Raw genomic sequence first — 21587 nt, 5'->3', positions numbered from 1 at the left:
TTTTTTCATAGGCTGTTAATGTAAACAGAATAAAGAAAAGAAGGGAGAGCATAACATGTTTCTTGGAACTAATTTTGCCCCGCCGGTGGTTCATCCGACGACAAACATTGTGAATCATACTTTCTCTACAACGGTGGTGCCTCATATTCATCCGGTTCACACTACTACCGTGAATCACCATATGTTTGAGCATAAACATTATTGCCCGCAGTCGGCTTCATGTGCTGAAGAGGTATGTAACCAGCATATTAACTGCTGTAATCCATGTGCACCGCAAGCAGTAATGCCTGCTTCAAACGCATTGCCAAATGCGATGCCAAATATGCCTGGTTATGGTATGGCAGGCCCTGGCTTTGGCGCACCTGGACCTGGATTTGGACCTGGACCTGGATTTGGACCCGGACCCGGACCTTATATGGGACCTAGACCTTAAAAGTTTGACTAATCTTACAAGGGCTTTAAGCCCTTGTTTTTTATTTTGTTACTTTATAATATGCTAATGGTAATAAAATGTTTGTCCCTTTTTAAAAAAATTTTCATTTGAGGAGAATGTTTTTGCTTAAGGTATTAGCCATTTCCGGATATAAACCATTTGAATTAGGGATTTTTAAAAAAGATCATCCATCGGCAAATTTTATAAAAGCGGCTATCAAAAAATCACTGGTACCCATGCTTGAAGATGGACTGGAATGGGTACTGATCAGCGGACAGTTAGGAGTGGAGCTTTGGGCAGCTGAAACTGTTTTTGACCTGCAGGGGGAATTTCCTGATTTGAAGCTAGCCGTTATCACTCCTTTTTTAAATCAAGAATCATCTTGGAATGAAAACAATAAGGAATGGTACGAATCTGTTCTCATGCAAGCCGACTTTATTGATTCAGTTACGAAAAAGGGCTATGAAAAACCGTGGCAATTCCGATTGAAAAATCAATTTTTTATTGAAAAGAGTGATGGCCTTCTGCTCTTGTTTGATCAGGAAAAAGAAGGAAGCCCAAAATATTTGTACGAACTAGCTGTCGATTATCAAAAAAATCATCCCTATTCGATTGAGCTGATTTCCTTTTATGATTTGCAGATGATTGTCGAAGAAGAACAGCTTAAACAGTCTGATTTTTAATCCTGCTCGAATATTTTAGAATATACTAAATAGAATATAATGTCTGCTGAATTACTTTACTGTAATTGAAAATTGACAAAACCGCTTATATTTGAAAAAATAATAGGTAATGATTGGCTAAACTTGAGGTGATTGGAATGCTGTCAGATAAAGTGAAACTAACTGCAAAGGATATTTTAGAAAAAGAGTTCAAAACTGGCGTACGTGGTTATAGACAAGAAGATGTTGATAAGTTTTTGGATTTGATTATTAAAGATTATGGTACTTTCCATCAGGAAATAGAAGATCTTCAGCAAGAAAATCTAAGGCTTCGCAAACAGCTGGAAGATACAGCAAAAAGGCAACCTGCTGCACAGCCTGCTGGGACAACCAATTTTGATATTTTAAAGCGTCTGTCTAATCTTGAAAAGCATGTATTCGGCAGCAAGCTTTACGAATAACAAATAATACCCTCATTTCCTTTGAATAACCATTGATAATGCTGAACGATATACATATAATAGACAATGTAACGTTAATGACGTTCGGGTAATCGCTGCAAGTTTTCTTGCAGAGGAAAGTCCATGCTCGCACGAGCTGAGATGCTCGTAGTGTTCGTGCCTAGCGAATTCATAAGCTAGGGCAGCCGGGTAGCTCATTCGGTTGACGGCTGGGAAAATACCTAAGTCCTTTGGATATGGTAGGAGTACCTTTAAAAGTGCCACAGTGACGATTACCTCCTTAGAAATGAGGAGGGTGGAACGGGTAAACCCCACGAGCGAGAAACCCAAATTATGGTAGGGGCACTTTCTCTATCGGAAATCAACGAGGAGAAGGACAGGTTCCACGTGAATCTGTAGATAGATGATTACCGCCTCAGTACGAGACTTGTAAGTCGTTTGCAGTACGGAGGCACAGAACATGGCTTATAGAACGTTATTAATGGATAGTTTTGATGGAAATGAACAGCTCTCCTTAAACGGGAGGGCTTTTTATTTGTTAACTGAATCCGGAGCTTGTTTTTAGACCATAATGATATTGGGAAATCAAACTTTACAATTATTTGATACATAAACGATTAAGGGTGAAAGAATGGGAAAATATCAAATTATAGCAACCGCAGCCATGGGTTTGGAGGCGCTTGTCGCTCAGGAGGTCCGGGCGCTTGGCTACGACTGTCAGGTGGATAATGGAAAGGTAATCTTCAGCGGGGATGAATATGCCATCGCCAGGAGCAATTTATGGCTCCGCACAGCAGACAGGATTAAGATTATAGTCGGCGAATTCAAAGCGTATACTTTCGATGAATTATTTGAAAAAACAAAGGCGCTTCCCTGGGAACAGTTTTTACCGGAGGATGCTGAATTTCCGGTGCTTGGAAAATCTGTGAAATCGAAGCTATTTAGTATATCTGATTGTCAGGCCATCGTAAAAAAGGCCATTGTGGAACGATTGAAACAGAAGTATAAAAAAACATGGTTTGATGAGAATGGTGCTTTATACCGAATCGAAGTCGCATTGTTAAAGGATACGGCCACTATTACGATTGATTCGAGCGGCACCGGCCTTCATAAACGGGGCTACCGCGCTGACCAAGGGGCAGCCCCGTTAAAGGAAACAATGGCAGCTGCGCTCATCATGCTGACCAATTGGCGGCCAGACCGTCCGTTTATCGATCCTTTTTGCGGGTCGGGAACGATTCCGATTGAGGCGGCCCTGATTGGCCAAAATATCGCACCTGGTTTTAATCGGGATTTTGTTTCCGAGAGCTGGAACTGGATGCCTTCCAGGGTTTGGGATGAAGTTAGGACAGAGGCAGAGGACCTGGCAAAATACGATACACCGCTTGATATAAGCGGATCGGATATTGATCATCGGATGGTCAAAATGGCACAGGAAAACGCCTTCGAAGCAGGTTTTGGCGACCTGATTCAGTTTAAACAAATGCAGGTAAAAGATATTTCAACGAAAAAGGAATACGGTGTGATTATCGGCAATCCGCCATATGGAGAAAGATTGGGAGAAAAGGCTGAAGTGGAGCAAATGTATCGGGAAATGGGTCAAGCCTTTAGCCCGCTTGACACTTGGTCGATTTACATCTTGACCTCAAACGAGGATTTCGAACAACTATACGGCAAGCCGGCCACAAAGAAACGAAAGCTGTTCAACGGATTTATCAAAACAGATTATTACCAATACTGGGGAAAAAGGCCGCCAAGGCAAAATGACAATAATTGAGGAATAATTTTAGCGTCTTTTGAAGCTTTTCTTTTTGGAGGGATAGGATGCAAAGCCGCATGCCATTTACAGTTTCGAAAACAGAAACATTTTATGATAAGTTAGGCGAATGGATTGGTGACGTCTTCTATGACATTTTGCCGGAATCCGGGTTTGAAATCCGCGATGAACAAATCTATATGGCCTTTCAGCTTGAAAAAGCATTTAAAGAGAAAAAGGTCATGTTTGCTGAAGCCGGAGTAGGGACAGGCAAAACAATCGTTTATTTGCTCTATGCCATTATGTATGCCCGTTATACAAACCGGCCGGCTGTGATTGCCTGTGCTGATGAAACTTTAATCGAGCAGCTGGTGAAGAAGGAAGGAGATATTGCCAAGCTTGAGCAGGCTCTCAACTTGAATATAGATGTCCGCTTGGCCAAATCCCAAGATCAATACTTATGCTTAAGAAAGCTCGAGAATGGCAGAAATAGTCATTTTTCGGATGACGTTCTTGATATTTATGAGAATCTTCCTGAATTTGTTCATATGGAAGGTTCCATGCTGCAATTTGAAAAGTACGGCGACAGAAGAGACTATCCAGCACTTTCCGATGAAGTATGGCAAACTGTCAGCTGGGACAAGCTCCAGGACTGTTTCTCATGTGAAAAGCGCCATCGCTGTGGTCTCACCTTACACCGGGAATTCTATCGGCATGCAAAGGATATAATTATTTGTTCCCATGATTTTTATATGGAGCATGTTTGGACAAAAGAGGCCAGGAAACGGGAAGGCCAGCTGCCGCTATTGCCGGAACATTCATCAGTGGTATTTGATGAAGGGCATTTGCTTGAATATGCGGCACAGAAGGCGCTAAGCTACCGGTTTACAGATTACACGCTTGATACACTCTTAACCAGACTAATGGAAAATGATGTCCGCGAAAAAACACTTTATACGATAGAACAAGCGCTTGTCGATAATGATGAATTCTTCGATTGCCTTGCACAGTTTTCACAACCCGCAATGGGATCGGATAAAGAGATCATTCATAGGCACCCTTTGGTCATGAAAAATTGCCGTAAACTTCTTTCGATATTACAGTCATTGGAAGAGGAACTTGTCTTTGAAAGTGAAATGTTTGTTATCAACGAATATGATTTAAAAATTGTTGAGGAATACTTGGAGCAAATCACATATTCCTTATCACTCTTCCTTCAAGAGCTAAATGGAATTACTTGGCTGGAAGAAAGCAGTGGTGAGCGTACCCTTGTCATTATGCCGAAAATGGTGGAGGAGGTTTTACGGGAAGAGGTATTTTCACAGAAAAAGCCTTATATCTTCTCATCCGCCACCATGTCCAATCAGAAATCTTTTGATTATATCGCGTCCAGTTTAGGGATTGATGATTACCTTTCCTGTTCGGTTGCTTCCCCATTTGATTATGACGAGAAAATGAAGGTATTCCTGCCATCTTTTAAACAAGATGCGATCAATAAAAAACTCGATTATGTGATTGAGAAAGTCAGTTTGACAGAAGGGCGGGCTCTTATTCTTTTAAATAATCGTGATGAAATGAGGAATTTAAAGGAACGGCTAAAAGAAGAGCAGAAGTTTCCAATCTACTATGAAGGTGATGAGGAGATTAGCACACTAGTCTCCAAGTTTCAAAATGAGGAAAATTCGGTGCTTTGCTCCATCCACCTATGGGAGGGTCTTGACATCCCCGGCCGCTCACTGGAAAATGTCCTGATTTTTTCACTGCCTTTCCCGCCGAATGACCCCGTTTTTTCGGCCAAAAAGGAAGGAATGGCTGACCCATTTAATGAGGTGGACCTTCCTTACATGTTGCTTAGATTACGGCAAGGTGTGGGCCGGCTGATAAGAAGTGAACAGGATCAAGGCACTGTCCACATCCTGTTGGAAGAATCTCTAGAACAAGATGTACTGCAAAAGATAAAAGAAGTATTGCCGACTAAAGTAATTGAAGGGTAAGAAATAAAAAAGAGGCTGACAATGAACTGTCAGCCTTTTTTTGCTATCTGCCAAGGGCGCGGCGGCCGTCTTCGGTCATTTTATCCGGTGACCAGGCCGGCTGCCAAACAAGGTTAACGTCAACCTTGTTTACTTCCTCGATTCCTTCGACACAATAACGAACTCCGCTTGTGATACTATTGTGAAGCGGACAGCCAGGAGTGGTCAGTGTCATCGTAATCGAAACATCATTTTCTTCTGTAATCCCTACACTATAAATTAACCCTAAATCTACAACATTGATGCCTAACTCCGGGTCATAAACGCTTTTTAATTCTTCAAAAATTTTCTCCTCGAGATTCATGGTAACTCACCTCATTATTTTTTTAGAACACTGAAAATGCTGCTTGCAATAGTTAGCATCGCTACAGACAGGACAAACTGGCCCAAATTAAAGAGAATAGTTGTTTTTAATAAAAGTGCCAAAAAGACAACTAGTACGGAACCGATGAATACTGATAAGACCGGCACAATCAATTTTTCATTCATCATTTCCTTTAACGAAGGAACTTTAGCCTTTCCTATTTCTTTGCTGTATTTATAGGTCCACCACAGGAATGGAACAATTTTATATAAATATCCGACAATACTTAAGACAATCCACAACAGTATATAGCAATATAGAAGCGGCCCGATAAGACTGGCAAACTTGCTGCTGAACAAAATCATAAAGGCTGCAGCATGAATCACATTCCCAAAGCCAATCGCCGAAAGGGCGAATGAAAATGGTTTGTCTAGCTTTTTCTTTAATTTCTTTTTAACAATGATACTGATGTGCCAGCTGAAAATAGAGAAGCCGGCAAACAAGAGGAAGAATCCAAATTTCAATAAAATACTGCTATTGCTAAAGAAAGAAATGATTGTCAAGACAAGCCCGGAAACATAGATTCCGTACACATATCGTGCCTGCATCATCGGAAAACCGTGAGCCAAGGAAAACATCGGCACCATCTTATAAGAAAAGCCAAAGATTAATAGTGTAAACCAACCGGATAACCCCAATAATAGATGGCTTTTAAAGATAGCTTGGTAATGTTCGCCAAGAAATCCCGTTTTCATACTGTAAATCATCGTTATTCCCAAGAATATCGTCATAAATAAGCAAATTAAAGCCGTTCCTACAAAAGCAGTAAGAATATTAGGGTTTGCCTGTGTTCTTAGCGTCATTAGCATCTGGAATAAGAACATGAAGATTCCGATAAGCGTAATGACACCAGGAATGACGGCAGTTTGCGGTGCTAAATAGAGCATGGCCGAAAAAGAGGCAACCCCTGCTGCGGTGATGAAAAATTGGACAAATCCAAATTTCTCATTCCAAATTTTCGTCAAAAACGCAACCGGAACAAGCTGGTACATTGCACCCATCGCCACCATTAAGGCCCAGCCCAGGATTAAGAGGTGGGCTGCTGACCAAATGGCAGGTATGCGAAAAGTTCCATCCGTCATCATATGCCCATTTGCCAACAGCAGAATCTGTGAGGCGATAAGGGCAATTAAACTAAAAAGTATAAATGAAAAAGGTAGTTTAATATTTGTTTCAGTTCCTAAATTCTGAGGAAGCATATGACTCACCTTCCTAGCGGAAGATTTCTATTTTAAAACTTCCGTCTGGTTGTTGTTCTGTTTTTTGTTGATATCCTAATTCTTCAAGCTGTTCATATAGAAACATCGGTCTTCTATCATTAATTATTGTTAAAACTTTCCCTTCGCCTAACTCTTCTAAAGCGGCTAAGGTTCGCATCATCGGCTGCGGCGGTTCGAGGCCGCGATTATCCAAAATCATTACAAATCACACTCCAAATCACTTTTAGCTTTTCTTTGTGAAAACTACTTTCCAATGCTTTTTCTCTAATTCTTCTTCTTCATGGGTAAAGCCCTTTGCCTTTAAGACAGTAAATAGTGGCATCGGCTTAAACGGTGCATGAAGAATGAACACATCTCCATCATTATTTAATTCTTTTACTGCCTCCATAATCTTTTGAAATGGTTCGAGTTTATTCTTTATATCCTCACGTACATCTAGTTCAATTATTCTTTGTCCCATAAAATCAACACCTCTTTAATCGTTTGTTTAATAACATTGTAGCAGTGTAATCCCCTAAGATATGTGATGAGCGTCATAGCTCAATGGATTTTAATGAAAATAGTTCTCAATGTGACAAATTTGTGAAAAAGTATACAAAAAATAATATGTGTGATAAAAGTCACTATTTTGCCTTTTTTTTAGGACTACAATACTTCTCGGATTGATAACCAGAAAGGGATGAAGGAAATGGAAATACAGCGAGGGACACAGCCGAAGAGCGTGGTAAAAGAAAATAAAAACGCACTTTTAAAATCCATTTTAATTATTACCATCTTAATCAGCTTTACCGTTCTGCTTGGCGGCGGCTATTGGATCTTTAAAGAGCAGGCGCCAAGACCATTGGAAGTAACCAATTCGAAAGGTGAAGTTATATTAACGAAAAAATCCATTATGGGCGGACAAGCTGTCTGGCAAAAGTATGGTTTAATGGACTACGGTACCGTTTTAGGACATGGTTCCTATATGGGTCCGGATTATACAGCAGAGTCTTTAAAAATCTATACAGAAGGAATGCAGGATTTTAAAGCGGAACAGCAATATGATATAAAATTTGCTTCATTAACTGAAGATGAAAAGCAGATTATCAAAAACCAAGTTATTAAAGAAATGCGCAAAAATCGCTATGATGCGAGTAAAGATACATTAAAGCTGACAGACGCACAAGTAAATGGCCTTGAAAAAGTTAGGGCTTACTATAAGGATATTTTTACAAATGGCGACGGCTGGGGTTTAAAAGCTAATCTAATCAAAGATTCTGATATACCATCAACAGACCGTGCCTATGTTGACAAAGGTGACCAAATCAAACAAATCTCTGATTTCTTCTTCTGGACAGCTTGGCTTTCAAGTACGGTTCGTCCTGGAGACAAAATCACTTACACGAATAACTGGCCATATTTTGAAGACGCCGGTAACCATCTATCCTTTTCCGCTATTTGGTGGAGCGGTGCTAGCGTTACAATCCTAATTTTAATGGTAGGGATCATCTTATATCTATTCTATCGTTATCAATTTGGTATGCAGGAAGCATATAAAGAAGGAAACTTCCCTCGTATTGATTTGCGCACGATGCCTGTAACAAGTTCACAGGTGAAAACAGGTAAGTATTTTACGGTTGTATCGGTATTATTCTTTGTTCAATGTATGTTTGGGGCTCTGTTAGCCCACTATTATATCGAGCCAGACAGCTTTTTTGGAATTAAGTGGATCCATGATATTCTTCCATTTTATATTTCCAAAGGCTATCACTTGCAGCTGGCGATTTTCTGGATTGCCACCGCATGGCTGGGTATGGGAATCTATGTTGCCCCGTTAGTTGGCGGTTATGAACCAAAGAAACAAGGTCTTTTAGTTGATATTTTATTCTGGGCATTAGTGGTTCTTGTTGGCGGAAGTATGGTTGGCGAGTGGCTTGGTGCCAATGGGAAATTGGGAAATGCCTGGTTCTTGTTTGGCCATACTGGTTGGGAATATATTGAGCTTGGACGAGTTTGGCAGCTTATCTTAATAGTAGGAATGCTAATCTGGCTGTTTATCGTATTCCGCGGTATTAAAGCAGGGCTTAAGAAAGAGTCTGACAAAGGTGGATTGATACACTTACTATTCTACTCTGCGATTGCGGTACCGGCTTTTTATATCTTTGCCTTATTTATCAACCCAGGTACAAGCTTTACATTTGCCGACTATTGGCGCTGGTGGATTATCCATCTATGGGTAGAAGGTATTTTTGAAGTTTTTGCAGTCGTTGTTATTGGTTTCTTATTAGTTCAATTAGGTCTCGTAACCAAGAAATCAACGGTAAGACAATTATATTTCCAATTAACCCTGCTTCTTGGCAGCGGCGTAATCGGTATCGGACACCATTATTACTATAATGGTTCAGCTGAAGTATGGATTGGTCTAGGTGCAGTCTTCTCTGCATTGGAAGTTATTCCATTGACATTGTTAATTCTTGAAGCTTATGAGCAGTACAAAATGATGCGTGACGGCGGTGTCGACTTCCCTTACAAAGGTACGTTCTGGTTCTTGATTTCTGTTGCGATTTGGAACCTTGTCGGTGCCGGGGTACTTGGTTTCTTAATAAATCTGCCAGCTGTAGCCTATTTCGAACATGGACAATTCTTAACACCAACCCATGGACATGCTTCGATGATGGGTGTTTACGGAATGTTTGCCTGTGCAGTACTTCTTTATTCGTTAAGGAATATTGTGAAGCCTGAGGCCTGGAATGACAAATGGCTTAAGATATGCTGCATTCTGTTAAACATTGGTCTTGCAGGAATGGTCTTCTTATCCTTGCTTCCAGTTGGATTTATGCAAATAAAAGAGGCATTTTATCACGGCTATGCAGCAAGCCGCGCTTCCTCCTTCCTGCAAAAGGATCTGGTGCAAACCATTTTAACCTGGCGTGCGGTACCTGACACCATCTTCTTAATCGGTGTAGTTATCCTGGTACTCTTCTGTATTAAGGCCCTATTTAACCTGCGTAAACCAACGCATAAAGAGGGAGAACGGCTTCCGGTTAAAGATTTATCCATTGATGAAGATTAATAGTAAAAATCCGCAAGGCTTTAGCTTTGCGGATTTTTCTCTTCTTTCACTTCTTCGTAGCAGTCGAAGCAATATGACTGTTTATCCTCGGTAATCACTCCATTAAAGAATCCATCCAAACAATAAATCTCTTTCCCACAGCATTTACATAAACCAACTAATTCTTTCATTTAGACTTGCCTCCCTTATGAACAAAATCATATTTCAACTGTGATGGTACTCACTAAGTCCTAACCTAAGTTTTTCTATAATAAAAGAGAAGTTAACCCAATTAAAGGAGTGATAATGATGCAAACCTACGCAAAAGTTATCAATGTACCAGATTATCCACCAAGAGAAAAGCATCCAACCATCTTTAAGGCATTTGATGAATTGGCATCAGGTGAAACCATGCAGATTGTCAATGACCATGATCCAAGACCGCTGCTTTACCAATTTATGATGGAAAGACCAGAGCAATTTTCTTGGGAATACCTTGAAGAAGGCCCAGAAGTTTGGAAGGTCGCCGTTAACAAAAAGTAATTTTTTGAGGCTGCGCTCTTATTAGACCTGTCTTCACCCAATCTAAAATTTGTTTCTATTTATTTTTCAGTTAAAACCTCTTTTTTCCTATAAACCTATTTTACAACAGAAATTCGTTTCTGTTGTTTTTTTATCCGTATCATTTGTCAGAAATATGTTAAAATTTATAGCGAGAAAGGGGGAAAGACAATGAATACAGAGCAATTTGAAAAGGAATTCTTAGAGTATGTCAAGAAAATGACCGCTTATCACGAAGCCCTTGGTTTAATTTACTGGGACTTACGGACAGGCGCTCCTAAACAGGGAGTGGGGCAGAGGTCAGAAGTGATTGGCGTGCTGTCCTCCGAGGTATTTAAAATGTCGACATCAGAGGAGATGGCAGCCTACATAGCAGGGCTTTCAAAAGTTGAATTGTCCGATAGAACAAGAAAAATTCTTGAAGAATGCAAAAAGAACTATGAGTTAAACAAAAAAATTCCTGCGGAGGAATACAGAGAATTTGTCATTCTTCAATCAAATGCCGAGAGTGTTTGGGAAGAAGCCAAAGAAAAAGCTGACTTCAATATGTTCAAGCCATACTTAGAGAAGCTGGTCGCAATGACAAAGCGATTTATCGGGTACTGGGGTTATGAAGGGAATAAATATAACGTTTTATTAGATATGTACGAACCGGGCTTGACGGTTGAGGTTTTAGATCAAGTTTTTGGAGAACTGAAGGACAAAATTGTTCCGTTAGTAAAACAGATTTCGGAATCCAGCCTCAAACCTAAAACTGATTTTTTGTTTCATCGATTCCCTAAGGAAAAGCAGCGGGAGTTCAGTTTGGAAATCTTAGCGCAAATGGGATTCGACTTTAATGCTGGCAGGCTTGATGAAACCGTCCACCCTTTTGCGACTGGTTTAAATCCTGGCGATGTCCGCGTTACGACAAAGTATGATGAACAGGATTTTCGAACCGCTGTTTTTGGCACCATTCATGAAGGCGGGCATGCCTTATACGAACAGAATATTTCCAAAGAGTTAATCGGTACACCATTATGCACAGGAACCTCCATGGGGATTCATGAATCGCAATCGCTTTTCTATGAAAATCTTCTTGGCCGGAGCCTCCCTTTTTGGAAAAAGAATTTTGACCTGCTGAAAAAATACACAAATGGTCAATTCGATCATGTGAACATTGAGGCTTTTTATCGGGCCATCAATGAGTCAAAGCCATCTTTAATACGGATTGAAGCAGACGAACTTACCTATCCGCTTCATATAATTATCCGTTACGAAATTGAAAAGGGATTGTTTAATGATGAAATAGAGGTTTCCGACCTTCCAACAGTTTGGAACGACATGTATGAGAAGTATCTAGGAATCCGCCCTGGACACGATGGCGAGGGTGTTCTTCAGGACGTTCATTGGGCAGGTGGAAGCTTTGGCTACTTTCCTTCGTACGCTTTAGGCTATATGTATGCAGCCCAATTTAAGCATAAAATGCTTGAGGACCTTCCAAATTACGACCAGCTTCTTGAAGAAGGGAATCTGCTTCCGATCAAAGAATGGCTTACGAATCACATCCATCAGCACGGCAAACTGAAAAAGCCGCTTGAAATCCTGCAGGAGGTAACAGGTGAAGGTTTAAATGCCAAGTATTTGATTGATTATCTCTATGAGAAATATCGAAAGGTCTATCAATTTTAAAAACCAAAAGGCTTCAATCGTTGAGATTGAAGCCTTTTGGTTTACTATTCTATTTTTTATAATTCACTACGTTAATTGGTTATGACATTATTAATATTAGGCTTTTCAACAAGTCTGTTGATTGGCGCTCCAGGCACTTCGCTTTCCGCGGGCGTGCCGGGGAGCCTCCTCGTCGCTAAAGCTCCTGCGGGGTCTCCCCTGCCCCGTACTCCCGCAGGAGTCTTCGTGCCTTCCGCGCCAATCAACAGGTGTATTAAATTAAGTCTTCAACTCTTAAATAGCTTATCTAAATCTGGAAAAATGCTTATAAATTTGGAAAGGAAAATTGTGCGAAGCTTCGCAGATTCAAAAGAGCTGCATGGGCTTCGCTGTTGCCGGTTGTGAGTATTCAATAATTAAGAGAACAGACTTTTCTTACTGCAGGCTTCTAAATATGGAAAATATTGCAACGCACTTAGCAAAGATGGAAAGTGTGTGTTGCAATAATTAGGTTAATTTGCCTCCCTGTTGATTGGAGCGGAGGGCACTCGACTCCAGCGGGATATAGAGGTCACTGGAGACCCCACAGGCGCTAAAGCGCCGAGGAGGCTCCAGGAGCTCCCCGCGGAAAGCGAGTGCCTGGAGCGGAAATCAACAGGCCAGTTAGCAGGGATTAACAATAAAAGTTTGGTAAATTTAGGTTTGGACAAAATAAAAAATTGCCGAGAAAAATACCTTTTCTCGACAATCTGCAAAGGCTTCAATCGCTGAGATTGAAGCCTTTTGCTATTACCACGTCTTAAATCCTTTGGATCCAGGCGGTGCATTTTGAATGATATCAATGAATGGTATTGTGTAAGCGAACAGGATTAAGGCCGCGGTGATGCCAAGCCATAATTTCCAGTTTTCAAATACCATTGGTGCTTTTTCCTGCAGATTTTCTGCTTCGCCGACAGGGAATTCTTCTTCACCTTTTGGTGCAAAGAACGCCAAGTTAATGAAAATAACTAATACTAAAATAATGCCAAGGAAAAGAATTGTTCCGCCAACTGCTTGGGCAATTTGGTAAGGAATCCACTCAAGCGCCTGCTTGGAGTCACCATAAGTGGAGAATGCTGAACGTCTTGGTGCGCCAAGCAGTCCTTGGAAGTGCATTGCACCGGACATGAATGCCATTCCGATAAACCATACCCATGCTTGGATAATACCTAATTTGTTCATCGCTTTAGTCAGCTTGCGGCCGGTTAAGTGCGGCACAAGCCAATATGAAATTCCAAAGAATGTCAGTACAACAGAAGTTGCAGCTGTCAAATGGAAGTGTCCTGTTACCCAGATGGTATTATGGACAACTTGGTCCATTTGGTTGGAAGCATTGATAATACCGCCGGCACCAGCAGGAATGAATGAAGCCATACCAATGAATGGGACTGTGAAACGGGCATCATTCCAAGGAAGCACTTTAAACCAGCCAAATAAACCGGTAGCTCCTTTAGAACGGCCATATCTCTCAAACGTTGCGAACAGAGAGAAGGCTGTCATTAATGACGGGATAATAACCATGAATGTTAAGATAACCTGAATAAATTTCCAAGCCGGATCAATGCCCGGTTCTGTCAACTGGTGGTGGAAACCAACCGGAATCGAGAAAAGCAAGAATAAGATAAAAGATAAACGGGCCAATGAATCTGAGAAAATCTTTCCGCCGATGATTTTTGGAATAACTGCATACCAGCACATATATGCAGGCAACAGCCAGAAATACACTAGCGGGTGACCGAAATACCAGAATAACGTACGGCTGATAAGAACATCAACAGTATCTACTAAACCTAAAGACCAAGGCAGCAATTGGAATAGAACAGTTGCAGCAACCCCTAGTGTAGCCACAATCCACATCACCGTGTTGATAACTGCCATAAAGCTTAACAACGGGCTTGGCTTGCCAGGGTTATTTTTCCGCCATTTTGCATAGGTCATAATTTGTGCGGTGCCATCAACCCAGCTGCCGACAACCACAAAGGTTAATCCTAAATAAAAGACCCAGTGTGCTTTAAGTGGTGCATAGAATGTATAAAGTACAGATGCTTCATTTAATAGAATCATCGTTCCTGACATAAGGGTACCGGCAGTCATTAACCAGAAACCAATCCAGCCGGTGCGTCTGGCTGCTGGGGAATGTGTTCCCGCAGTTCTGGATACAGCCGCATATTGAAATCCCATGATAAAGAATGTTGTTAAAACAAGCCCCATTAAAACACCATGAGCTGTTAAAATTTGATAGTAGCCAATTCCCCAAGGCAGTTCAAATTTTCCGGAACGGACAAGGGTTTGTAGTAATCCCATCAGACCGCCGAGAGCGAGTGCTCCGAAAGCCACAAAGAAATGCGCCATGGATAGCTTCGCGTCACGTGGGTCAACCTTTACTTTCGCTGCTGCGTTAACCATTATTTAACCACCTCAATCTTCGAGAACATTAAATGGTGCCCTGTACCACAGTATTCGTTACAAACAACTAGAAATTCGCCTGCTTTGTCAAAGGTTGTTGTATACTCGCTGACATAGCCCGGTTCAAGCATCATATTAATATTGGTTCCGGCCATTTCAAAGCCATGGACAACGTCCTTGGTGGTAGCGATTACTTTCACCTTTGCTCCAAGCGGAACCTCAACCTTTGCTGGGTTATAAGAGAAAGCAGATGCGACAAATACTAGTTCATAATCCCACTCTTTGCCTTCAACCTTATGAAGTCCCGGCTTATCGAAAGGTTTTGTGGTATCAACCTTTTCCGGATTTATTGTAGTTAAACAGCTTGCTGGTTTGTTGCCCAGGTAAAAAGCGCCGACACCGACTACTGTTAAAAAGACAACGAGACAGCCGATTCCAAACGTCAGCCAGATTTTTTCAAATTTATGCATATGCATATGTAATTCCCCCCTTTAATTCCTAAAAACGGTCTACGAACAGATAGTAAACTGAAACCCATGAAACAATGATAAATAGCCCCAGAATGAATACAGACGCCAGTGTCCCCTTTAAAGAAGAACTGTCTTCAATCTCTGTTTGGTGCTTTGTCTTTAGTTCCGCCTTTGCCATCCCCCTACACTCCCTTCAGAAAATGAAAAGTAAATAAATGATTTCTCTTTCATAATACAAAACAATTTTGAAAGTAAAATATCAAATTCAAGAATTCACAAATTGTTCATTCCTTAGTTATCTACTATGGTAATGTTAATAAGTTGGTATAACAGTGATTAAAGTCACAATTACCCACCTGAAATTGTGACTAAAGTGTGAAACATCACACCAAGCCTGTGATTTAGATAATTGATAATTTAATTACGTAATGGATGATTGGCAGTTCGTTTTTTGTCACAATTCTCTGTAAGAAAAATATGATAATAATAAAAATCTTTTTCTTTGGAAGTGGTTGGTTTGGAGAAATATTATTGCGAACATTGCCGTCTTTTGTATAATAAGATTGAAATTTGTAAGGTTTGCGGAACATTGGCGGGAAATAAAATAAAAATTGAGGTTCAAAAGCAACCGGAAAAATAAGATTCAGGATATGTTAGAGAATTGGAAAAGTTTATATAATGAAGGAATAACTATTACAAGATATAATAAACATGCACAACAACAACAACCTTCAAAACGTTTACTTCTCCGAATGGGGAAGTTTTTTTTGTGTCTGGAATAATTTTCTTTAAATTGGCAAAAAATACCCTTACCTTTGGTTAAGGAGAATGATGTATGCCTACAATTCTTTCCATTGCAGAAGTTATTCCTCCATATGAAATTAAACAGACGCAGGCGACAGAGTTTGCAAGGGAATTGTTTTCTGGTTCATTTAAAGAAATTGGGCGGTTATTAAAGGCTTTTGAAAATGGTCTTATTGAGAAAAGATATTTTGTTAATCCCGTAGGCTGGTTTCAGGAGAATCATTCCTTTGAGGAAAAGAACAATGTCTACATCGAATCGGCCGTTACCCTTGGGAGGGAGGCAATTGTAAAATGTCTGGATAACAATCAGTTTCTTAAGAAAAAAATTCCTTACGAAGACATTGATGCCATTTTTTATATTTCCACCACAGGGATTGCAACTCCAAGTATAGAAGCACGAATAATGAACCTGCTGCCTTTTCATCTCCACACGAAACGAATCCCAATCTGGGGATTGGGCTGTGCAGGCGGTGCTGCAGGTCTTGCCCGTGCGTTTGAATATTGCATGGCCTTTCCAAAAGCTAAAGTCCTTGTTCTTTCTGTTGAACTTTGCAGTATTACCTTTCAGCGAAATGATCTATCGAAGAGCAATTTAATCGGGACATCTCTTTTTGCAGACGGGGTTGCCTGTGCGTTAATATGTGGTGATTCCTGCGATATCGGGGATTTTCGCTTAAAAACCACATACCCGTCCATATTAGCGGTTCAATCCGCACTGCTCCCCGATTCTTTGGATGTGATGGGCTGGGATATAAAAAATGAAGGATTGTTTGTCCGGTTTTCTCGTGATATACCAAAAATCGTACATAATTGGCTAAAGCCAGTGGCAGAAGAATTTTTACATGAGCACCGGCTTCAAATAGATAAAGTAGACTATTTCATTGCCCATCCGGGCGGTAAAAAGGTGTTGGATGCCTATGTTGAATCGCTTGGCATACCTGCGTCGATGACAGACGTTTCGCTCGAAGTGTTAAAAAACTTTGGAAATATGTCTTCTGCTACCATTCTTTATGTGTTGAAACAATATATGGAAATGGATATTCCACGTGGGTCAAATGGGCTTTGTGCCGCTCTTGGACCGGGTTTCAGTTCGGAAATGCTTCTATTGAGGTGGTTTGATTGAGGGACTTGCTGCCATTTATTAGCTTTATGGGTTTCATCATTTTTCAGCGTGCAGCAGAGATTTTATTCGCAAAAAGAAATGAAAAATGGATGAAGAGTAAGGGAGCACTTGAATTTGGCATTGTCCACTACCGCTGGATTGTCCTTGTGCATGTACTATTTTTACTTAGCTTTAGTATGGAAAAGTTCATCTTTAATCACGGGTTATCACCTCAATGGCTGATTATTTTTATTGCTTTTATCTTCGCCCAGGCCTTGAGGATATGGGCACTTGCCTCACTGGGCAGGTATTGGAACACGAAAATACTCGTGCTTCCAAATGCAGACGTTATACGTAAAGGTCCGTACCGTTTTATTAAGCATCCGAATTATTTCGTTGTTTGTGTGGAAATCCTTGTCATTCCTTTACTGTTTCAGGCGTATTATACTGCCTGTTTATTTACAGTATTGAATATCATGGTGCTTGCCATCCGGATTCCCGAGGAAGAAAGGGCGCTTGAATGCTACAGCGAATATAACGGAGTTTTTCATGACTGCCGCCGTTTCTTGCCAAAGTTTGTTAAATAACTGTGACAATAATCTGCAAAGTATTGAAAATGATTATCACCTGTGTTAGAATTTGATTAACAATGAAAGTCATTCTCAACTAAGAGTCTGATTAAGGGAAGGTGTTACATATGACCTATGCTTTCGTCGGCGGAACCATTTTAATCTACGCATTTGTCATGAAGCACGTCTTAAAAAATGTCACCCAATAAATATATTTAGCATTAAATGAAGCCAGGGAATATTCCTTGGCTTTTTTTTAGTATGTCAAGATAGGAAAAGTTCGAATTATCGTATAAAATAAACATATTATCATGTTGTTTAAGGGGAATTAGTTTAAATGATCAAAATAGCCGATCAAAATGAAACGATACAAACATTAAAACAAAAAATAATTGCCATATATGAATATTTAATGGAGCAAAACGATGTTCAAAATGCGCAAAAAATTAAGCAGCTTGCTCGAAAATTAGAAAACCGCGAATTCGCGATAGCGTTTTGCGGCCATTTTTCCGCAGGCAAATCAACCATGATCAACCGGGTCGTAGGGGAAAAACTGCTTCCCTCAAGTCCAATTCCGACAAGTGCAAACCTTGTAAAGGTAAAGTCCGGAGAGGATTATGCCAAGGTCTTTTTTAAAAACGAGAAACCACGGCTTTATTTAGCGCCATATGATTATGAAATGGTCAAAAGGTATGCTAAGGATGGCGATAAAATCGAGGAAATCGAGATCAGCCATAGCGACTCAAACCTGCCTGCCAATACCGTAATAATGGACACACCGGGAATTGATTCAGCAGATGATGCCCACCGCATTGCCACTGAGTCTGCCATCCATCTAGCTGATTTAATATTTTATGTGATGGACTATAACCATGTCCAGGCAGAGTTGAATTTCCTGTTCACAAAGGAATTGGCGGAAGCAGGTAAAGAGGTTTATTTAGTTATTAATCAAATTGATAAGCACAAGGATGAAGAGTTAAGTTTTGCCGATTTTCAAAAAAGTGTTGTTGATGCCTTCGCCTCTTGGGGAGTTAGACCAGCACGGATTTTTTATACTTCACTAAAGGATGAAAAGAACCCCCGCAATGAATTTCAGGCATTACAGAAATTTATTGCGGATAAATTGGCAGCAAAAGATCAATTGCTTATTCCATCCGTTTTCCATTCGTTGAAAAAAATCGTCCAGGACCATATCAACCAGGCTGCAAAACAGGATGAAGAAAAGCTCCTTCCATATCATGAGCTATTAAATGAATTAACTGAGGAGGAAAAAGAGGGTCTGTTGAATTCCTTCCACCAGATTAAAGACAGCTTGACTAGGCTTGCCGGAGGGACGGACGCTAAGGAAAAGTCATTTGATGAAGAAATAGCGCAAATTTTAAAGAATGCTTATCTTATGCCTTTTCAGACAAGGGAAATGGCAGAGAAGTATCTAGAAGCCTGCCAACCTAATTTTAAAGTAGGCTTTCTTTTTTCTAAGCAAAAAACACAAGATGAAAAAAATGCGCGACTGGAGATTTTTTATCAGGATATTCTTGAAAAAACAAAATCCCAGCTTGAATGGCATTTACGTGAATTCCTGCTCCGTACATTAAAGGAAACAGAACTGGACCAGGGAGACCTGCTGGGGCTCGCTCAGGGCTATGCCCTTACCGTTCCTAAAGATGTCCTGATCAACACGATTAAGCCTGGTGCCCGCCTATCCGGCGAATACTTGCTTCACTACACAGAAGATGTGGCGAATGAAATAAAACGGATCGCCCGAAACCGACTTGCCGAGTTCAAAGAAAAATATCTAAATGCACTAAAGGATCAGGAGTCAAAATTATACGAACAATTTGCCAAGGAATTCAATAAACAGGAACGGTATGTAAAAGCTTTAACAGAGCTTGATAAATACGAAGAGGCTATTGTTGCAAAAGAAAACAACCTTATGAACCTATTGAACAATCCGCAAGGACTTGAAGATGGCCATTCCCAACTTTTCGACCTGCAGGAAGAGGAATTTGAACTAATTAAATCTGAAGTGGAACCGGATTCCCATAAGGCTGACATGATGAAGGAAAGCAAGCAAGTACCCGTCCAGGTCAGTCATGCTGAAACAACAAATAATGGCTCTAAGGGTGGAGGAAACAACGAAGCAGAGGACCGTCTGCAAGGCACCATTGACAAGCTTCTCAACGCTTCCAAGCTAATTAACGGTTTGCCGGGCTTTCAAAAACTGGCAGGTGAATTGGCGGAAAAAGCAGGCCGGCTTGAAACTCAGGGCTTTACCGTAGCTTTATTCGGTGCGTTTAGTGCAGGGAAATCGTCCTTTGCCAACGCACTGATGGGGGAAAAAGTTTTACCGGTTTCACCAAACCCCACTACAGCAGCAATTAATAAAATAAAACCAGTCACGGCTGAATATATGCATGGGACTGTCCTTGTAAAGTTTAAAGAACGAGACGCAATGCTCGATGACGTCAACCGCTCGCTTAAGGTCTTTGAATTACATGCGGCCGATTTCAAGGCTGCCGCTAAAATCATTGAAGGAATCATCTATGAGCAAAGCCAGGAAGGAATCGTTGAGAAGACTCATTATGCCTTCTTACAGGCGTTTCTTAAAGGTTATGCCTCTTTTGTCGAACTGCTCGGAACGGTTAAGGTAACAAGTTTAGACGAATTTCACGATTTTGTCGCCAAAGAAGAGAAATCCTGTTACGTGGAATGGATTGAACTCTATTATGACTGCGAACTGACGAGAAAAGGGATTACGCTCGTTGATACGCCAGGGGCGGACTCCATCAATGCCCGCCATACAGGAGTAGCCTTTGACTATATCAAAAATTCAGATGCCATATTATTTGTCACGTATTATAACCATGCTTTTTCAAAAGCTGACCGGGAATTTTTAATCCAATTGGGACGGGTAAAGGAATCGTTTCAAATGGACAAAATGTTCTTTATTATAAATGCGATTGACCTAGCCGAAGATGAAGAGGAAAAGGAAGCGGTGGTGGACTATGTTTCAGAGCAGCTGGTGAAGTATGGAATCCGGAATCCGCATCTATATCCTTTATCAAGCCTTGAGGCCTTAAAAGAAAAAATAGACTCAGCAGCGGTTTCCAGGTCAGGGATGAGCCAGTTTGAAAATAGTTTTTATCACTTTATTTCAAATGATTTAACCGAAATGGCGATTTCAGCGGCACAGAATGAATTGAACCGTGTCCATGAATTGGTAGAACGGCTCATCAAAAGCTCGCTGGAGGACAAGACCGTTAAAGAACAAAAACGCCGTGATATTGAAGGACAGAAGAATATGATTCAAGAGCTGTTTGCAAAACAAACGGTCGAATCAATGGAAAACCGCCTGTTCCAAGAGGCTGATGAATTAATTTATTATATTAAGCAACGGGTTTTCTTACGGTTTGGCGATTTCTTTAAAGAGGCCTTTAATCCTTCAACCTTAAGGGACGATGGCCGCAACTTGAAGAAGGCACTGCAAATGGCACTTGATGAATTTTTGGAAAGCTTAGGCTTTGATTTTGCTCAGGAAATGAGAGCTACAACGGTTCGAATCGAGCGGTTTATGGAAAAACTGCTTCGGGATTATCAGGCCGCACAAATTCGGACACTTCTGGACGTCAATCAAGACCTGTCCTTTTCACCATATGAAAAAGGTACGGCAGAAGAAATAGACTTTCCAATAGCGTTTGAAACCATGGAACAGCAAGCTTTTGCAAAAGCAAAATCTTATTTTAAAAATCCAAGGTCCTTCTTTGAGAAAAATGAAAAGAAATGGATGAGCGATGAACTTAATCAGGTATTAAATGGGCCAGCGGATGACTATTTGCAAAATCAAGGCAGTCGCTTAAAAGACCATTATGCAAAGAATCTAAACAATGAATACAAGCTCCTTTTAGCGCAAATGAAGGATCAGACCGATGATTTTTATTTGAGTTTATTGGCAGCATTAGAAGGCGGAGTTTCAACCGAAATTTTAACAGATATACTAAAGCGGCTTGAAAATTAGGAGAAACGGGG

The 21587-nt window shown here is 40.7% G+C and carries 19 protein-coding genes and 1 other RNA gene; 12 read left to right on the top strand and 8 right to left on the bottom strand.

Features of this window, described 5'->3' with window-relative positions:
- Positions 1–55: 55 nt before the first annotated feature.
- From ACZ5B7_RS21445 to ACZ5B7_RS21420, 6 genes are all read left to right on the top strand, one after another.
- Positions 56–433, top strand: a complete 378-nt coding sequence (locus ACZ5B7_RS21445) for a CotD family spore coat protein (protein ID WP_464490935.1) — start codon at positions 56–58, stop codon at positions 431–433.
- Positions 434–555: 122 nt separating this feature from the next.
- A complete protein-coding gene (locus tag ACZ5B7_RS21440; RefSeq protein ID WP_464490934.1) occupies positions 556–1116 on the top strand; it encodes an SLOG family protein in 561 nt (186 codons plus the stop codon).
- A gap of 137 nt (positions 1117–1253) precedes the next feature.
- Positions 1254–1556: a cell division regulator GpsB gene (gene gpsB / locus ACZ5B7_RS21435; RefSeq protein ID WP_213120405.1), complete on the top strand. Its 303-nt coding sequence runs from the start codon at positions 1254–1256 to the stop codon at positions 1554–1556.
- Positions 1557–1636: 80 nt separating this feature from the next.
- Positions 1637–2029: RNase P RNA component class B (gene rnpB, locus ACZ5B7_RS21430), an RNA gene on the top strand.
- A 158-nt stretch (positions 2030–2187) separates the two neighbouring features.
- Positions 2188–3333 (top strand): THUMP domain-containing class I SAM-dependent RNA methyltransferase, encoded by a 1146-nt coding sequence (locus ACZ5B7_RS21425; RefSeq protein ID WP_464490933.1) that lies wholly within the window; start codon positions 2188–2190, stop codon positions 3331–3333.
- A 47-nt stretch (positions 3334–3380) separates the two neighbouring features.
- Positions 3381–5306 (top strand): ATP-dependent DNA helicase, encoded by a 1926-nt coding sequence (locus tag ACZ5B7_RS21420; RefSeq protein WP_464490932.1) that lies wholly within the window; start codon positions 3381–3383, stop codon positions 5304–5306.
- Positions 5307–5349: 43 nt separating this feature from the next.
- On the opposite strand, the gene ACZ5B7_RS21415 is transcribed toward ACZ5B7_RS21420, so the two are convergent.
- Genes ACZ5B7_RS21415 through ACZ5B7_RS21400 form a run of 4 tightly spaced genes read right to left on the bottom strand, consistent with a single transcriptional unit; the run spans position 5350 to position 7389 of the window.
- The gene (locus ACZ5B7_RS21415) at positions 5350–5649 is read right to left on the bottom strand and encodes a metal-sulfur cluster assembly factor (protein ID WP_213120408.1); all 300 of its coding nucleotides are present in this window, start codon (positions 5647–5649) and stop codon (positions 5350–5352) included.
- Between the two features lie 14 nt (positions 5650–5663).
- Positions 5664–6908 (bottom strand): hypothetical protein, encoded by a 1245-nt coding sequence (locus ACZ5B7_RS21410; RefSeq protein ID WP_464490931.1) that lies wholly within the window; start codon positions 6906–6908, stop codon positions 5664–5666.
- Between the two features lie 13 nt (positions 6909–6921).
- Entirely contained in the window at positions 6922–7128 is a 207-nt protein-coding gene (locus tag ACZ5B7_RS21405; RefSeq protein ID WP_423798914.1) for a DUF2249 domain-containing protein, read from the bottom strand.
- A 24-nt stretch (positions 7129–7152) separates the two neighbouring features.
- Entirely contained in the window at positions 7153–7389 is a 237-nt protein-coding gene (locus tag ACZ5B7_RS21400; protein WP_464490930.1) for a DUF2249 domain-containing protein, read from the bottom strand.
- A gap of 228 nt (positions 7390–7617) precedes the next feature.
- On the opposite strand from ACZ5B7_RS21400, the gene ACZ5B7_RS21395 reads away from it, so the two are divergent.
- Positions 7618–9981: a nitric-oxide reductase large subunit gene (locus ACZ5B7_RS21395; protein WP_464490929.1), complete on the top strand. Its 2364-nt coding sequence runs from the start codon at positions 7618–7620 to the stop codon at positions 9979–9981.
- Between the two features lie 20 nt (positions 9982–10001).
- Here ACZ5B7_RS21395 and ACZ5B7_RS21390 read toward each other — a convergent pair whose 3' ends face one another.
- Entirely contained in the window at positions 10002–10151 is a 150-nt protein-coding gene (locus ACZ5B7_RS21390) for a hypothetical protein (protein WP_213120412.1), read from the bottom strand.
- Between the two features lie 118 nt (positions 10152–10269).
- Here ACZ5B7_RS21390 and ACZ5B7_RS21385 point away from each other — a divergent pair, with 118 nt between their 5' ends.
- Together ACZ5B7_RS21385 and ACZ5B7_RS21380 are read left to right on the top strand one after the other, a co-directional pair.
- A complete protein-coding gene (locus tag ACZ5B7_RS21385; protein ID WP_213145314.1) occupies positions 10270–10503 on the top strand; it encodes a DUF2249 domain-containing protein in 234 nt (77 codons plus the stop codon).
- A gap of 189 nt (positions 10504–10692) precedes the next feature.
- The gene (locus tag ACZ5B7_RS21380) at positions 10693–12192 is read left to right on the top strand and encodes a carboxypeptidase M32 (protein WP_464490928.1); all 1500 of its coding nucleotides are present in this window, start codon (positions 10693–10695) and stop codon (positions 12190–12192) included.
- Between the two features lie 768 nt (positions 12193–12960).
- On the opposite strand, the gene ACZ5B7_RS21375 is transcribed toward ACZ5B7_RS21380, so the two are convergent.
- The 3 genes from ACZ5B7_RS21375 to ACZ5B7_RS21365 are packed head-to-tail and all read right to left on the bottom strand — an operon-like array spanning position 12961 to position 15264.
- Positions 12961–14616, bottom strand: coding sequence for a b(o/a)3-type cytochrome-c oxidase subunit 1 (locus tag ACZ5B7_RS21375; protein WP_464490927.1), 1656 nt, complete (start codon positions 14614–14616; stop codon positions 12961–12963).
- Complete coding sequence (locus ACZ5B7_RS21370; protein WP_464490926.1) at positions 14616–15092, bottom strand: cytochrome c oxidase subunit II; 477 nt, start codon at positions 15090–15092, stop codon at positions 14616–14618. Before ACZ5B7_RS21370 ends, ACZ5B7_RS21375 begins: the two co-directional genes overlap by 1 nt.
- A gap of 22 nt (positions 15093–15114) precedes the next feature.
- Positions 15115–15264, bottom strand: a complete 150-nt coding sequence (locus ACZ5B7_RS21365) for a cytochrome c oxidase subunit 2A (protein ID WP_213120417.1) — start codon at positions 15262–15264, stop codon at positions 15115–15117.
- A 657-nt stretch (positions 15265–15921) separates the two neighbouring features.
- Between ACZ5B7_RS21365 and ACZ5B7_RS21360 the strand changes: the two genes are divergently transcribed.
- The 3 genes from ACZ5B7_RS21360 to ACZ5B7_RS21350 all read left to right on the top strand — a co-directional run bounded on the left by ACZ5B7_RS21360 (position 15922) and on the right by ACZ5B7_RS21350 (position 21576).
- Positions 15922–17013 carry a type III polyketide synthase gene (locus ACZ5B7_RS21360; protein ID WP_464490925.1) on the top strand — a complete coding sequence of 364 codons (1092 nt, stop codon included), beginning with the start codon at positions 15922–15924 and terminating at the stop codon, positions 17011–17013.
- Entirely contained in the window at positions 17010–17579 is a 570-nt protein-coding gene (locus tag ACZ5B7_RS21355) for an isoprenylcysteine carboxyl methyltransferase family protein (protein ID WP_338088315.1), read from the top strand. Before ACZ5B7_RS21360 ends, ACZ5B7_RS21355 begins: the two co-directional genes overlap by 4 nt.
- A gap of 319 nt (positions 17580–17898) precedes the next feature.
- Positions 17899–21576: a dynamin family protein gene (locus ACZ5B7_RS21350; RefSeq protein WP_464490924.1), complete on the top strand. Its 3678-nt coding sequence runs from the start codon at positions 17899–17901 to the stop codon at positions 21574–21576.
- Positions 21577–21587: the final 11 nt, after the last annotated feature.

It is taken from the genome of Neobacillus sp. S1115, from assembly GCF_055385565.1.
Note: the sequence above shows the minus strand (reverse complement) of the source record. Positions and strands in the feature narration are given on the sequence as shown.

Excerpts from the sequence above, each read along its gene's own strand:
- ACZ5B7_RS21370 (WP_464490926.1), bottom strand. The coding sequence starts at position 15,092 with ATGCATATGCATAAATTTGAAAAAATCTGGCTGACGTTTGGAATCGGC.
- gpsB (WP_213120405.1), top strand. The coding sequence starts at position 1,254 with ATGCTGTCAGATAAAGTGAAACTAACTGCAAAGGATATTTTAGAAAAA.
- ACZ5B7_RS21405 (WP_423798914.1), bottom strand. The coding sequence starts at position 7,128 with ATGATTTTGGATAATCGCGGCCTCGAACCGCCGCAGCCGATGATGCGA.
- ACZ5B7_RS21445 (WP_464490935.1), top strand. The coding sequence starts at position 56 with ATGTTTCTTGGAACTAATTTTGCCCCGCCGGTGGTTCATCCGACGACA.
- ACZ5B7_RS21420 (WP_464490932.1), top strand. The coding sequence starts at position 3,381 with ATGCAAAGCCGCATGCCATTTACAGTTTCGAAAACAGAAACATTTTAT.
- ACZ5B7_RS21400 (WP_464490930.1), bottom strand. The coding sequence starts at position 7,389 with ATGGGACAAAGAATAATTGAACTAGATGTACGTGAGGATATAAAGAAT.
- ACZ5B7_RS21390 (WP_213120412.1), bottom strand. The coding sequence starts at position 10,151 with ATGAAAGAATTAGTTGGTTTATGTAAATGCTGTGGGAAAGAGATTTAT.
- ACZ5B7_RS21380 (WP_464490928.1), top strand. The coding sequence starts at position 10,693 with ATGAATACAGAGCAATTTGAAAAGGAATTCTTAGAGTATGTCAAGAAA.
- ACZ5B7_RS21365 (WP_213120417.1), bottom strand. The coding sequence starts at position 15,264 with ATGGCAAAGGCGGAACTAAAGACAAAGCACCAAACAGAGATTGAAGAC.
- ACZ5B7_RS21375 (WP_464490927.1), bottom strand. The coding sequence starts at position 14,616 with ATGGTTAACGCAGCAGCGAAAGTAAAGGTTGACCCACGTGACGCGAAG.
- ACZ5B7_RS21385 (WP_213145314.1), top strand. The coding sequence starts at position 10,270 with ATGCAAACCTACGCAAAAGTTATCAATGTACCAGATTATCCACCAAGA.
- ACZ5B7_RS21360 (WP_464490925.1), top strand. The coding sequence starts at position 15,922 with ATGCCTACAATTCTTTCCATTGCAGAAGTTATTCCTCCATATGAAATT.
- ACZ5B7_RS21425 (WP_464490933.1), top strand. The coding sequence starts at position 2,188 with ATGGGAAAATATCAAATTATAGCAACCGCAGCCATGGGTTTGGAGGCG.
- ACZ5B7_RS21415 (WP_213120408.1), bottom strand. The coding sequence starts at position 5,649 with ATGAATCTCGAGGAGAAAATTTTTGAAGAATTAAAAAGCGTTTATGAC.
- ACZ5B7_RS21395 (WP_464490929.1), top strand. The coding sequence starts at position 7,618 with ATGGAAATACAGCGAGGGACACAGCCGAAGAGCGTGGTAAAAGAAAAT.
- ACZ5B7_RS21350 (WP_464490924.1), top strand. The coding sequence starts at position 17,899 with ATGATCAAAATAGCCGATCAAAATGAAACGATACAAACATTAAAACAA.
- ACZ5B7_RS21410 (WP_464490931.1), bottom strand. The coding sequence starts at position 6,908 with ATGCTTCCTCAGAATTTAGGAACTGAAACAAATATTAAACTACCTTTT.